Source organism: Flavivirga algicola (assembly GCF_012910715.1).
Classification (GTDB): domain Bacteria; phylum Bacteroidota; class Bacteroidia; order Flavobacteriales; family Flavobacteriaceae; genus Flavivirga; species Flavivirga algicola.
In genome coordinates, this window is record NZ_JABBHF010000014.1 from 63,635 (window position 1) to 76,951 (window position 13,317).

Genomic DNA, 13,317 nt, shown 5'->3' on the forward strand with positions numbered 1-13,317 from the left:
ACAGAGTTTATAATTAAGTGTTAATTGTATCTTTGCAAACAAATTTATAAAATATGACCAAAAACGTTCGCGTGCGCTTTGCACCAAGCCCAACAGGTCCTTTACATATAGGTGGAGTTCGTACGGCTTTATTCAACTATTTATTTGCAAAAAAGCATCAAGGAACCTTTGTTCTAAGAATTGAAGATACCGATCAAAACAGATATGTTGAAGGTGCAGAAAAGTATATTATCAATGCCCTTAATTGGTGTGGGATGCCTTTTGATGAAGGTCCGGGCAAGAACGAAACATTTGGTCCTTACAGGCAAAGCGAACGCAAACATTTATACAAGCAATATGCAGACGAACTTATAGTGTCTGGCAATGCCTATTATGCTTTCGATACTGCTGAAACGTTAGATTTTCACAGAAAAGACCATGAAGCCAAAGGGAAAACGTTTATCTATAATTGGCACAACCGTTTAAAATTAAGCAACTCCCTGTCACTTAGTGCAGAAGAGGTTAAAGCCAAATTGGATGCAGGTGAAGATTACGTAATTCGATTTAAATCGCCTCAGGACGAAACCTTGCATTTAACAGACATCATTCGTGGCGATATTAAAATAGACACCAATATTTTAGATGATAAAGTATTGTTTAAAAGTGATGGGATGCCAACCTATCATTTAGCGAATATTGTGGACGATCATTTAATGGAAATAACCCATGTTATTCGTGGTGAAGAATGGTTACCATCTTTAGCATTACATTATCAACTGTATAAAGCTTTGGGCTGGGATGCTCCAGAATTTGCACACTTGCCTTTAATCTTAAAACCGACTGGAAAGGGTAAATTAAGCAAGCGTGATGGTGATAAATTGGGATTCCCTGTATTTCCTTTACAATGGACGGATCCTAAAAACGGTGACATTTCCAGGGGCTATAAAGAAGATGGTTATTTTCCAGAAGCAATGGTTAATTTCTTGGCATTTTTGGGCTGGAACCCAGGTACCGAACAGGAAATTTTTGGTTTAGAACAACTTATTGATGCTTTTGATTTAAGTCGTGTTAATAAATCGGGGGCCCGTTTCGATCCCGATAAAACAAAATGGTTTAATCACCATTATATGCAAGAACAAAGCAATGATGATTTGGCGGAGTTGTTTAAAAACAATCGTTCTGAATTAAGCGATATTGATGTAAATTATATTGCCATGGTTATTGGTTTAATAAAAGAACGTGCTACGTTTGTTTCAGATTTTTGGGATCTTAGCCATTTCTTTTTTCAAGCACCAAAAACCTATGATGAAAAAGCATCAAAAAAGGCTTTTAAAGAAGGCACCAAAGAACTTATGTTAGAATTGGTTTCTATAATTAATACGATTGAAGGTTTTTCGGCAGAAAACCTTCAAACTAAAATTAAAGGCTGGATTACAGACAACGCCATTGGTTTTGGTAAAGTAATGATGCCGCTACGTTTAGCATTGGTTGGCGCTTTACAAGGTCCCGATGTATTTGATATCATGTTTATGATTGGAGAAAAAGAAAGCATTAAGCGTATAGAAGCAGCCATGGCCACTTTGTAAGGGCTTAATATAAAGAAGAATTAGTATTTTGCATAAATTTCTATGCTAATTTCTTTTTATTTATGAAACTTAAATCGTTTGTTTTAGTCTTTCTATTGGCTTTTATATTTTCGTGTTCAAATACCAATAATGTGCCATATCCTTTACATGAAAAAAAGGTCTTAATTCTTGGAAACAGTATTACCCAAGATGGAAGATATGTAGATTTTATAGAGTACTACTTACGTAAAAACCACCAAGAAAAAAAGTTGGATATTATAAGCGTGGGTTTGTCCAGCGAAACAGTTTCTGGAAACTCCGAACCCGATCATGCATTTCCCAGGCCTAATGTGCATACCCGTTTAGACCGTATACTAGATGCTGTAAAACCAGAATTGGTACTGGCGTGCTACGGTATGAACGATGGTATTTTTTCTGCAAACAATGCAAATAGGTTTAATGCCTATAAAAGAGGCATTAACGCGCTTAAAACAAAAGTAGAAGCCCAAGGCGCCACATTAATACTCTTAACCCCTACGGTTTTCGATCCCGATGCTAAAAAAGGACATGTAAACAATAGTAAAGAAGTTGTTGGCTATAAAAAGCCTTATTATAAATATAACGATGTTTTAAGGGACTATTCAGATTGGTTGCTGGAGTTTAAGGACATACAGGTTATCGACCAACACAAATATCTGAATAATAAGCTTGTTGCTTTAAAAAAGCAACATGCCGATTCTACGTTTATTCCAGATGGCGTGCACCCCGATCAAATAGGTCATTTTTACATGGCAAAAAAAATATTAAAGGATCTATATCCTAAAATTGTCGTGGGCGATCCAGTTTTAGAAATAGAAAAACTTAAATCAGATACCTTGTTTTTATTATCAAGCAAACGACGGGCCGTTAGGTCTGAAGGCTGGCTTAAATATATAGGCTATAAAAGGGGAGCCGTGGTTAAATCTAATAACATATCGGCCACACAAGAGCAGGTAAAAAAGTTAGATAGTAAGATTGACAAAATATTGCAAAAGGTCGAATAACATATTAAAACGAAAAAATAGCACCTAAAACCAACATGGTTTGATTTCCTTTAAAACGGGCGTTGCTTCCTGTGGTGTCTAGGTTTTTCTTTTCAAGATTTTTTAAAATGTTGGTAAAGCCATAAATATATTGCGCTTTAAGTTTTACATTTCTTATACCTACCGAGGCTCCAATGGCGCCATTCACATTAAATTGAGAAATATCGGTAATAGCATCTGCCGTTAAGTTTGCATAGTTATTTATAAAATAGCCTTCCTGTGCTTTATCTTTTAATTCTAATTTGCTGTTATATTGTAACATGGGTCCAAGATCTATAGTAACATGATTTGGAATTATTTTTATATGCCCCAAAAAGGCCAATTGAGCAGCAAGCATTTTGTATTCAATAATGCTTGCTTCAATATCCGCATTATTAAGTATTGTATTAGTAGGTCTTCCAAAAACTTTAATATTACTTTCAGACAACTGCATGCCATAACTTACATGGTACCATCGATGGGGAATATCGACGGTTGCCGATAATCCGCCTAAAAAACCATCGCCTTGTTCGGTAGTAAAGTTGTTGGTCGAAATGTTAAACTTGGTAATGGCACCATTAATACCAATACCGTTGGAAATCCGGTAATTTCCTTTTTGGGCAAAACCAGTTGTAACAAAACAGGTGGTTATAGCTACTAATAAGATAAGTTGTTTTTTCATACTGTTTTTAGGGATAAGTGTGACAAATATAACTTAAATTAGTAACTCGTTATTTTAACAATTTTAATAAATATATTATGAATTATTTCCTGATACCCTTTATTGTAATAGGGTTAATTATTTTAATCTCTTCGTTCTTTATTGTAAAGCAGCAAACGGCCGTAATTGTTGAACGTTTTGGTAAATTTCAAAGTATACGCCATTCGGGTTTACAATTAAAAATTCCGTTGGTCGATAGAATTGCTGGCCGATTAAGCCTAAAAATCCAACAATTGGATGTTATTATAGAAACCAAAACCTTGGACGATGTGTTTGTACGCCTTAAAGTTTCTGTACAATACAAGGTAATTCGCGATAAAGTGTACGATGCGTTTTATAAACTCGATTATCCGCACGATCAAATAACATCGTATGTATTCGATGTGGTTCGTGCCGAGGTGCCAAAAATGAAGCTGGACGACGTGTTTGTTAAAAAGGACGATATTGCCATTGCGGTAAAATCTGAACTTAACGAAGCTATGATGGAATATGGTTACGATATTATAAAAACGCTGGTTACAGATATAGATCCCGATTCGCAGGTAAAAGCAGCTATGAACAGGATTAATGCTTCAGAGCGTGAAAAAATTGCAGCACAGTTTGAAGGGGACGCACAGCGTATTTTAATTGTTGAAAAAGCGAAGGCCGAGGCAGAGAGTAAACGTTTACAAGGTCAAGGAATAGCAGACCAACGTCGCGAAATTGCCAGAGGTCTGGAAGAATCTGTTGAGGTATTAAACAGGGTGGGTATAAACAGCCAGGAAGCCTCTGCGCTTATTGTGGTAACGCAACATTACGATACCTTGCAATCGCTGGGAGAAGAGACCAATAGTAATTTAATTTTGCTGCCTAACGCACCCCAGGCGGGAAGTAATATGTTAAACGATATGGTAGCAAGCTTTACGGCCAGTAATCAAATTGGAGAAGCCATGAAAAATGCTAAAAAGGATAAGAATAAAGATGAATAAAAGAACATCCACTATTTTAATGCTGCTACTGGTTTGTGGCAGCATTTGTTTTGCACAATCTACCAAAGAATTAAAAGAATGGGCTTTAAGAGACGCCAAAATAGCATCTCAGGCCACTCTTAAAATGGATTTTGATAAAGTTTTAGATTACACCTACCCCAGTGCTTTAGAGATTATGGGGGGAAGAGAACAAGCACTTGCCTTAATAGAATCGACTTTTAAAACGATGAAAGAAGGCGGTTTTGTGTTTGAAAAGGCAGATGTTTTAGGAGTTTCTGATATTGTTTTTGAAAATAATGAGTACCGCTGCTATATTGAAGGGTTTAATCAAATGATTATGGGTGGTATGCGAATAAAATCTAAAAGCTACTTATTGGGAATTTATAATAGTAAAGAAAAATTCTGGTATTTTATTGAAGCCAAGCAGCTAAAAAATGAGGCCATGGTAAATAAGGTACTTCCTAATTTTAAAACAAGCCTAAAAATTCCTGAAGACGAAATGACCACTGAAGAAATTTAATAGGTTCGTCCTACAACAGGACGACAGTTAAAAAAATAGAGCCAGGACGATGAATATTGAGAAGTCCTGGCTCTAGCTATCAACACAACAGATTATCTTGTTAGCCTTAATGCAGCGTTCTATGTTTTCAATAATAGTAATGGCGGGAATTTAAACTGACCGTATTAAATCGAAAGTAAAAGACTCAACTGAAAAAATAACGAAATGGCAACAACGTATAAAAATAATGCTTAAGTTTAATCCTAAACCAAAAGGTTAGTGCATATTTGGCCACTCCAATTTTCCTGCAGAAAATCCTCGGACACAAAACCGCACTATTCTTATACAAACCATTACCAATAAAACTGAAAAATAACATTTGACATTGGATATATTAAGAAAACGCTCTGCTAAAAAACTATAGCTAATCAAAATGAATATTAAAAAAATCCTAAATGATATCGGAGAAATTTATTCACCATTAACTTATGAATGTCGACAGGAGTTGATTGCCAATTCAAAACTTATTACTTATAGGAAAGGTGATATTGTGGTTCGGGAAGGGCAATATGCTAAAAAAGCATATTTAATTATTGAAGGTTGTGCAAGGGCATACTACCTGAAAGATGGAAAAGACATTTCAGATTGGTTTACATTTGAAAATCAGTTTATGGCATCTATTGTGAGTTTTTTTAGCGACCAACCCAGTCCACATTACATAGAGTTTGTAGAAGAATCAAACGTCCTTGAGTTTTCAAAGGAAGCTTTAGACTTACTTTCAAACAAATTTCATGATTTTGAACGATTTATTAGTAAAATAGTTACAGAAACTATGTTAGGGCTTTGTGAAAGGTTGCACACCATTCAGTTTTCGAAAGCAGAAGAAAGGTATCAGAATTTAATAAGTATTTATCCAGAAATTACACAAAGAATACCACTTACACATATTGCTTCTTATTTAGGGATTACACTTGAAACATTAAGCCGAATTCGCAATCCCAAAATTCGAATTTGATTTATATCAAATGATAAATCTTCCATAAAAAAGACCTTTGTAAAAAGATTTAAAAATGGAAGAATACAACAATCACCAAAAATCAATTTTTGGAGCGTGGTGGGAGCCATTTAGAAAATGGTTTTATCCTGCTTGGTTGCTCTATGAACTCTCAATTCGCTTTTACGATTACGCATTAGCTGTCTATCAATATATTATTGAACAGCAAAATTATTTAGGAGAAATAACTGCACAAACATTGGCCGTATTTTTAAGCATTGCTACTTTTATTATTTGCGCCTTCTATTTAACTATTCCTGCCAGTCTTGCCCTATATAAATTCTTCAAAGAAGATAAGCAAATAACCAATCCATTTATATACAGAATAAAAACCTACTTCTAATCTAATTTTTACAATAATGAAAAGAGCTTACATCAAAATAGCAGGAATAATAAACCTTTTTGGCGCTTTATTACACACAATAGGCGGACAAATAGAATTGGTTAATCCTTTATTAGATAGTAATATAAGCATTCAACAAAAAGGCGAATTAACTGGAGCATGGCATATTGTCACTATACTATTATTTTTAACCTCTTACATTATCCTGCAAATAGGATTTAAGAAGGCTGCTATTCAAAGAAAAGAACTGCTTAAACCGATAGCTATTCTTTACATATTGTCGGGCATTCCATTCATAATTACTAGTTTTTGGTACAGGGTCTATGCACTTCAATGGGTATTGTTAATTCCTATTGGTGTACTGTTGTTATGTGGATTACAAAAACAGTCTAATTAAACAGAATATTTAAAAGGCTGCTATCGATTAATGTTGTTTCTATATTCATCATGTTTATATCTGTCCCTATGAACAAATATTTACTAATCGCAGGCACTCTTTGTTTAGTGTTAGGATTATTTCATTTAATACTTGGCGAAATTTTAATCTTTAAAAATAAGAAAGAGCATAAAAAAATAATACCTACAATTGTAACATGCTGCATAAAAGAAAGGCATCTTAGGATTATTTGGGTTTCTTGGTATTTAGTTTCGGTATTTGGCTGGTGCATAGGTGTTTTACTTATAAAAATAGGAACAATGCAAACCGAATGGCGTGCAGATTTGATGCAATTTATAATGACTTCCATAACAATTACAATGCTCTGCTCTTCCCTTCTTGTATTCATTGCAACAAAAGGAAAACATCTTGGGTGGGTCGTTTTATTAATAATCGGAATCTTAACCCTATTAGGCATCTAAAATAAAATATAAATGAATAAACGAATAGCCCTAATTGTTGGTCATCCAGATAAGGAAAGTTACAATTACGCATTAGCGAAAGCCTATAAAAAAGGTACGAAGGCGGCAGGTTTTGAAATTCAAGAAATTATTATTCAAGATTTAGAATTTAATCCCAATCTTCAATATGGCTATAGAAAAAGAACCGAACTTGAACCTGATTTATTAAAAAGTCAAGAAATATTAAAATGGGCAGACCATTTAGTTTGGGTTTATCCTGTTTGGTGGGGTTCTGTACCTGCAATAATGAAAGGCTTTTTAGATAGAGTATTTCTTCCTGGGTTTGCATTTAGCAAAAGAAAAGATTCTTTATGGTGGGATAAATATTTTACAGGTAAAACAGCAAGAATCATTTGTACATTAGACCAACCTGGTTGGTATTACAAATGGTTTTATGCAAGTCCTAGCCACAAGGCAATGAAAAAATTAACCATGAACTTTATTGGAGTAAAAAAAGTAAGAATTACGACCATTGGACCTATTAGGCTATCTAAAGAAGAATTTAGAATAAAATGGTTGAAAAAAGTTAAAAAATTAGGGCATTTGGGTAAATAAAAACGAAACGTAACAACACATATAAAAAAAACAGCAGTTTCAGTATATAAACGATGGTGATTTTTATAAAGTTAGTGTTCAAAATCTACTACTTTTCATATGCAACCTCGTTTCTGGTAATTCCAAATCGATTTCTAAAAATATTTTCACGGAAAACAGTGTGATTTATAATTCATTATTAAATTATTTTTGCTTCAGAAGAGAGATATCTAAGGTTTATCTTTTGCCATAACTTATGTTAGTTGATACTTTTGGCGCTGCTTAAGGAAAAATTATGATTAATAAAAAAATCCTCCGTTAAAGCCAGTTTGTAACTAATACTGACTAAAAGTAATAGGTCTAGAGGCACTTATAAATAATTTTAAGTTATAGAGAACCCCTTAGATTTGTAGATAAACCATAGGAATATATAGGACATATATCCTTTATTCTATTGTTCTAAGCAATGTATTAGGTCACTATAATTATAAATTTTATGAGTAAAGTAAAAAAATGTCTGCAAAAGCTTGCGGAGAAATTTAGCTATCATTTTTTAGATGAAAGTAATGATAATCCTTACAAGGATATTTCTTATTTGGATATAGTATTAGCAGAAAATTGTACAGAGAAAGAAATTGTAGAAATTCTTAAAACGAGTCGTATTAATGGGGTCTATTGTAATCAGATGATGTTTCGCTTTGCGGAAGATTTGTACAATTATGAAGGATTTAAAAATTTTAATAGAAAAACACAACATCTAATATTACTTAAAACGGATTTTAAAATTGAACGCCTAGAAAATTATAATGATATACCTGTAAAACCAATTTTAGATGTATGGATGAGTCATGAGGTGCAGATGCCAACTCCTTACGTTAATGATAATGAGCTAGAAGATACTAAGCATCTTGAGTTTTACACTAGAGTAGCAAAATGGTTATTAAACCACAATGATTTTAAACCTAATCTTCCTAAAAGTCATTCTATTGTTAAATGGGCAAAGAGACTTTCTAAATCAAATGCAAAGGCCTATGCAAAACAAGGTAATCTTTTATTAGAGAAATTAGGAATGTTAGGATCCGACAAAATCGATACTTCCGAAATGAGATGGATGGAGTTAATGGAACATAACCTTACTATTAGTTGTAAGGATTTAATAATGACTAAGAATAAAAAAATACATGGATTAGTTCTTTATTTCTATTCATTTAATTTTACTTGTTGGTGTGATTACAAAGAAAATAAAAAGCTTTCTTTACATAAAATAGAGGATTGGATTAATGCATATTCTGATAAAGAAGCAGATATAGATTATAATTTGGGGAGTATACCATATAATGAAAAGAATAAAGCCTTAGGTGACATGGCATATTTAATAATATCAATAGTAATGGCAAAAGCCTTAATTAACCTAAAAAATGATGTAACATTAAATACTCATTTTTCTGAAAATTTAAAAATTGGTATAAATATAGATGATTTATATCTAAAGCCTATCTTTCCTGGTAATTACTTTAACAGCCGCATGCCTAGTAAATACGATAAAAGGTATACCCCAGACCCTAAAATTGTAAAAAAGATAATAAAAAAGTACGTTTCTAGTAAAGAGAATGAAGAATTAATTATGGATCTTATGAAAGAAAAACCTACTGGTTCTGGATTAGAACTTTGGAATGAATTGACATATGAGGATAAGTTCTATTAAAACTATAACAATAAACCAATCTATTAGATTAAAAAGAAACGAAGTTGATGAGGAAGCCATGGTGCTATCCACAGGGCTTTCTCTAGAAGAAGTGTAAAAAATTAAAGAACGTAAAAAAAGAACAGCTTATAACACAGCTATATATGTCATAGTACCTATTGGATACTAAGCCACATATAGTAATCGTAATAATGAATATAGATTCAGCAAGTATTTTTAAAATAGTTTTTTTTATTCTTATAGCTGTTGCTGTATTTATTTTTTTTAGACATACCAAAGCTTCCACAATGTTTCAGATGAGTAATATTATAAAAATAATTTTTTTCATAGTTGGTACTTCCATCATCTATAAATATTCAAAAAACCCTGTAATAATATTCCTCTCTAGTAAAACAATACCAAAAAACTTAGAATCATATAAAAGTATTCATGAAGCACCACTTGTTCATGACAACTATGAAATAATACCATTATTTAACCAGAAGAAAGGAAAATATGATCTTAGGTTTTCCAAGCGTGATTTGATTTTTTATGATTGTGTCAGCAAGAGTAATTACATTTTGGCTAATGGTAAAAATGATAGAATCACAGTATACTTGAAACTCAACAATCGGGGAGATCTAATCGACTCTATTTCCATAGACGACCCTAGATTATTTAATTGCGGAGTTTTTTTTGAGCATGATTACTACATAGATTGGTTTAGGACTGGAGATACAGCCAAGAAAAAGTATTCACAGGTTATATATGAAGAAGATCTATCTCTAGACCAAATAAAAACTTATATAGGAGAAGCGATTGAAGTAGACGTTGGTATCAGTTATTATGATAGAGATAGCACAAAAATAGAACTCTTTTTATTGAACAAAAATGGTTGGTCTGTGTTAAGATCTAAGAAACTATATGATGAATTAAAGTCTATCTTAAGGGAGACCTACGATCTATCACATTTATACCAAATGCAAGATTCGGAAACATTTAGCATGAAGCTTGATAAGCATTTAGGACATTTTCAAAAAAGATTCATTATACCTAAAACAGAGGAGTTTCTTACTCTTGAAGAAAAATGCGTTGTTGAAATAGAAGCTTTTAGAAAAGAAGAACGTTACGACCCTCCCTTTTTTAGTCTAAGAAGTAAAGGAAGACCTGGTTGGCATGGAACGGGTTTTATAAAATTAAAGTACAAGTCAACAATATTCCCTTTTAAAAAATGGGTTTTTGAAGATGACCATGGGTACATTTCTAGAAATTTTGCTCTATATTATCCAATAACCGAGATTTCAAAAGAGTTTATCATTGTTAGTGCTAACCCAAATGACCTTTATATTTTTCGCCCTAAAAATTTTGCTGATAATCAATCATTTTCTAATGAAAATTTAGTATCTCCAAATTGAGAAATATGAAGACGCTGTATAAATTAAGTAGCGGTAGTAAAAATAGCATTGAAGTAAAGAAGTATATAACAAAAGACAAAGTGAATTTCACTCTGCTTTCTAATAAGGTCAGTGAATAATCAGTATCTTGTGTTCATCATGAGATAAGGTGAAGAAGCCCACTTTGTCCAGAACGTTGTATTGGTACCTGAGCCGTCCTCAATACAAGGGAGTAAGTATTAAAATATTTTCAACTAGAAAATGATATGAATAGATTAAAACTATCAATTTTATTTCTCCTATTGAGTATAGGCGCTATTTATTGTCAAACTCAAAATACTCTAAGATATAGTATTAATGACTCTTTAGCTATAGAAGGAAATGGTATATGGATTCGCTCAAAACCTATGACAGGCAAAGTGGTATTTAAATTAAATGAAGGCAGTACTTGTAGGGTTCTTGAGAAAGGTAATAAACAGTCTATAGGAACAACCACGGATTATTGGTATCTCATATCTTTTGAAAACCTAAAAGGCTGGGTTTTTGGTTCTCAAACTTCCATGAAACAAGGGGAAACGAGTCCAGATTTCGAGACTTATTTACGAAATTTTTTAGATAAGCATTTTTTTGGCGTTGCATTTGATTATCGGGTGCACAACTCGCAAGCAAAAAACCTTAAACATATCGATATTGGTTATTTTAGATTGTATAACCCTGGCATTCTTTGTCAATTAGAACCATACAAGCTCTCTGAAAATTATAATAAAGAACAAGAACCCAACATGCCTGAAGCAACCTATTTTGAGAATCAAATGCCTAAGGATGGTTTCTGTGATAAAAGCAAGAGTCCAGATGGCATTTATTTTAAAGAAGTTGAAAAATTCCCTTCATATACCATTTTTTCAAACGAATATGAAAATAAGGCCATTGAATTACCTCTTATGTATAAAAGAGGAAAAAAAATGAAAGTAGTAGTATTGCATAATAGTATGATTATTAAAACACTTTATTTTATTGCCGCAGATAATAATTGGTCACTTGTTATTATAGATGATTGTGATTGCAGCTCATAAAATAAAAGCACTAAAGTAATTTTGGTGTTTTCAACTCATATCTTAGGAGTAAATTTAACTCCGTTGATTCAAATGGAACTTAGGCACTTGGGATTTTCGGTTATTATCATTAGTTTTAATCCCAGCTTTTTTTAAGATAGTTTTTATCAGGACTTATAGATAACATGGTTTATTTTTAAAAATATGAGTTCAATAAATAACCGACACATTGTATGATGACAATAAGACCTATTACAACAAAAAAAATAAATATTGTTTTGGTATTGATAGCAATGAATTTGTTCTCATGCCAACAGGAAAAACCTCAGGAAACCAAGCAGTCAAAAACCTATGAAAGTGCATCCTATAAACGTTTTCGTGAGGGCAAGATTCGCTATGAAAAATTTAACGAATTTAATACCCAATTTAAATTTGTAAAACTACAAGGGTTTGAATTCGATAAGGGGGTTGAGCGTTACTACCCATCAAGTATCGTAGAAGTAGATAGCACCTACTATATGTGGTATTCTAAGCCCATGTCTAATGCCGAAGTGGTAGGGCCGAATGAGGCAACAGATTCGTTAAGAGCTTTTCACTGGGATCTCTGTGAAGTATGGTATGCTACCTCTACCGATGGATATAAATGGGAAGAACAAGGCATTGCAGTCCATCGAGGTACGGCGGGGCGTTACAATCATCGCAGTGTTTTCAACCCAGATATATTGGTTGCAAATGGCAAATACTACCTGGCCTATCAGGCGGCAGAAAGTATAAAGGATGCCCGCTGGTCTAAGCAATTTAAGACATCAGGCGATTTTGTGCCGAACGTCATTGGTATGTCGGTAGCAGATTCGCCTACAGGCCCCTGGAAGGCATTGGACGAACCAATTTTGAAACCTGGCCCTCAGCAGGATGCCTGGGACGGCGAGGTGATACACGAACCCACTTTTTTTGTTAAGGGAGGCCAGTATTTTCTATACTACAAAAGTCATGGCCGATTGCCTTGGACACCTAACATCTCATCAGGAAAGTTTAATAAAGAACATGCCGATATGCCTCTGGCAACGGGAGTTGCCATTGCCGATAACCCCGAGGGACCGTATATTAAATCTAAATACAACCCGGTGTTGATGGGAGGACACGGAAGTATGGTTTGGCCATATCGTAACGGCGTATGTGCCACTTTACCTGAAGGGCCAGAAAGGAATAGTATCTTATTCTCGGAAGATGGGATAAACTTTCATCCAGTTATTCAAGGGCTGACTATTCCCAAAGGTGGTGGATGCTATCGTTCGGGACATTTTACAGATGTTGATGTGCAGCCAGGGAAAGGCTTAACATGGGGAATCGGCCATGAATTGTATCCTTATTATCATTTTGTGCGTTTTGAGTGTAACTTATCTTTGGAGAAAGGCGACAAGGTCCAGAAAGAACACCAAACGGTCCAAGATTATATGAATAGTGATACATACGAGTATGATTCTCGCTTAAATCCCAATAGTAAATAGATTAAAAAAGATATACTATTTTAATATAGTATATATCATTAGTACGACTGCTCTTTGT

14 protein-coding genes are annotated in these 13,317 nt (G+C 33.6%); 13 read left to right on the forward strand and 1 reads right to left on the reverse strand.

What is annotated here, in order from left to right; all coding sequences use genetic code 11:
- Nucleotides 1-53: 53 nt before the first annotated feature.
- Together gltX and HHX25_RS19285 are read left to right on the forward strand one after the other, a co-directional pair.
- Nucleotides 54-1,565, forward strand: coding sequence for a glutamate--tRNA ligase (gltX, locus tag HHX25_RS19280; protein ID WP_169676826.1), 1,512 nt, complete (start codon nt 54-56; stop codon nt 1,563-1,565).
- A 62-nt stretch (nt 1,566-1,627) separates the two neighbouring features.
- The gene (locus HHX25_RS19285) at nt 1,628-2,587 is read left to right on the forward strand and encodes an SGNH/GDSL hydrolase family protein (protein ID WP_169676827.1); all 960 of its coding nucleotides are present in this window, start codon (nt 1,628-1,630) and stop codon (nt 2,585-2,587) included.
- A 4-nt stretch (nt 2,588-2,591) separates the two neighbouring features.
- Here the strand turns inward: HHX25_RS19285 and HHX25_RS19290 are convergent, their stop codons facing one another.
- Nucleotides 2,592-3,287: a hypothetical protein gene (locus HHX25_RS19290; protein ID WP_169676829.1), complete on the reverse strand. Its 696-nt coding sequence runs from the start codon at nt 3,285-3,287 to the stop codon at nt 2,592-2,594.
- A 77-nt stretch (nt 3,288-3,364) separates the two neighbouring features.
- Between HHX25_RS19290 and HHX25_RS19295 the strand changes: the two genes are divergently transcribed.
- The 11 genes from HHX25_RS19295 to HHX25_RS19345 all read left to right on the forward strand — a co-directional run bounded on the left by HHX25_RS19295 (nt 3,365) and on the right by HHX25_RS19345 (nt 13,259).
- Nucleotides 3,365-4,294: an SPFH domain-containing protein gene (locus HHX25_RS19295; RefSeq protein ID WP_169676831.1), complete on the forward strand. Its 930-nt coding sequence runs from the start codon at nt 3,365-3,367 to the stop codon at nt 4,292-4,294.
- Complete coding sequence (locus HHX25_RS19300; protein WP_169676833.1) at nt 4,287-4,814, forward strand: hypothetical protein; 528 nt, start codon at nt 4,287-4,289, stop codon at nt 4,812-4,814. The genes HHX25_RS19295 and HHX25_RS19300 overlap by 8 nt, the downstream gene beginning before the upstream one ends.
- A gap of 412 nt (nt 4,815-5,226) precedes the next feature.
- Entirely contained in the window at nt 5,227-5,808 is a 582-nt protein-coding gene (locus tag HHX25_RS19305; RefSeq protein WP_169676835.1) for a Crp/Fnr family transcriptional regulator, read from the forward strand.
- Between the two features lie 55 nt (nt 5,809-5,863).
- Nucleotides 5,864-6,190, forward strand: a complete 327-nt coding sequence (locus HHX25_RS19310; RefSeq protein WP_169676838.1) for a hypothetical protein — start codon at nt 5,864-5,866, stop codon at nt 6,188-6,190.
- A 16-nt stretch (nt 6,191-6,206) separates the two neighbouring features.
- Nucleotides 6,207-6,587: a hypothetical protein gene (locus HHX25_RS19315; protein ID WP_169676839.1), complete on the forward strand. Its 381-nt coding sequence runs from the start codon at nt 6,207-6,209 to the stop codon at nt 6,585-6,587.
- A gap of 68 nt (nt 6,588-6,655) precedes the next feature.
- The gene (locus HHX25_RS19320) at nt 6,656-7,048 is read left to right on the forward strand and encodes a hypothetical protein (protein WP_169676841.1); all 393 of its coding nucleotides are present in this window, start codon (nt 6,656-6,658) and stop codon (nt 7,046-7,048) included.
- 12 nt (nt 7,049-7,060) lie between these two features.
- On the forward strand, nt 7,061-7,642 hold the full coding sequence (locus HHX25_RS19325; RefSeq protein ID WP_169676843.1) for an NAD(P)H-dependent oxidoreductase: 582 nt from the start codon (nt 7,061-7,063) through the stop codon (nt 7,640-7,642).
- A 475-nt stretch (nt 7,643-8,117) separates the two neighbouring features.
- Entirely contained in the window at nt 8,118-9,326 is a 1,209-nt protein-coding gene (locus HHX25_RS19330; protein WP_169676845.1) for a hypothetical protein, read from the forward strand.
- A 296-nt stretch (nt 9,327-9,622) separates the two neighbouring features.
- Nucleotides 9,623-10,720: a hypothetical protein gene (locus HHX25_RS19335; protein ID WP_169676847.1), complete on the forward strand. Its 1,098-nt coding sequence runs from the start codon at nt 9,623-9,625 to the stop codon at nt 10,718-10,720.
- 245 nt (nt 10,721-10,965) lie between these two features.
- Nucleotides 10,966-11,772, forward strand: coding sequence for an SH3 domain-containing protein (locus tag HHX25_RS19340; protein WP_169676849.1), 807 nt, complete (start codon nt 10,966-10,968; stop codon nt 11,770-11,772).
- Nucleotides 11,773-11,984: 212 nt separating this feature from the next.
- Nucleotides 11,985-13,259: a glycoside hydrolase family 117 protein gene (locus tag HHX25_RS19345; protein WP_169676850.1), complete on the forward strand. Its 1,275-nt coding sequence runs from the start codon at nt 11,985-11,987 to the stop codon at nt 13,257-13,259.
- Nucleotides 13,260-13,317 lie beyond the last annotated feature (58 nt).

Bases quoted from the DNA above. Each gene is read 5' to 3' on its own strand.
- HHX25_RS19305 (WP_169676835.1), top strand. From the start codon at position 5,227: ATGAATATTAAAAAAATCCTAAATGATATCGGAGAAATTTATTCACCA.
- HHX25_RS19285 (WP_169676827.1), top strand. From the start codon at position 1,628: ATGAAACTTAAATCGTTTGTTTTAGTCTTTCTATTGGCTTTTATATTT.
- HHX25_RS19330 (WP_169676845.1), top strand. From the start codon at position 8,118: ATGAGTAAAGTAAAAAAATGTCTGCAAAAGCTTGCGGAGAAATTTAGC.
- HHX25_RS19295 (WP_169676831.1), top strand. From the start codon at position 3,365: ATGAATTATTTCCTGATACCCTTTATTGTAATAGGGTTAATTATTTTA.
- HHX25_RS19320 (WP_169676841.1), top strand. From the start codon at position 6,656: ATGAACAAATATTTACTAATCGCAGGCACTCTTTGTTTAGTGTTAGGA.
- HHX25_RS19300 (WP_169676833.1), top strand. From the start codon at position 4,287: ATGAATAAAAGAACATCCACTATTTTAATGCTGCTACTGGTTTGTGGC.
- gltX (WP_169676826.1), top strand. From the start codon at position 54: ATGACCAAAAACGTTCGCGTGCGCTTTGCACCAAGCCCAACAGGTCCT.
- HHX25_RS19340 (WP_169676849.1), top strand. From the start codon at position 10,966: ATGAATAGATTAAAACTATCAATTTTATTTCTCCTATTGAGTATAGGC.
- HHX25_RS19325 (WP_169676843.1), top strand. From the start codon at position 7,061: ATGAATAAACGAATAGCCCTAATTGTTGGTCATCCAGATAAGGAAAGT.
- HHX25_RS19290 (WP_169676829.1), bottom strand. From the start codon at position 3,287: ATGAAAAAACAACTTATCTTATTAGTAGCTATAACCACCTGTTTTGTT.
- HHX25_RS19315 (WP_169676839.1), top strand. From the start codon at position 6,207: ATGAAAAGAGCTTACATCAAAATAGCAGGAATAATAAACCTTTTTGGC.
- HHX25_RS19345 (WP_169676850.1), top strand. From the start codon at position 11,985: ATGATGACAATAAGACCTATTACAACAAAAAAAATAAATATTGTTTTG.
- HHX25_RS19335 (WP_169676847.1), top strand. From the start codon at position 9,623: ATGAGTAATATTATAAAAATAATTTTTTTCATAGTTGGTACTTCCATC.
- HHX25_RS19310 (WP_169676838.1), top strand. From the start codon at position 5,864: ATGGAAGAATACAACAATCACCAAAAATCAATTTTTGGAGCGTGGTGG.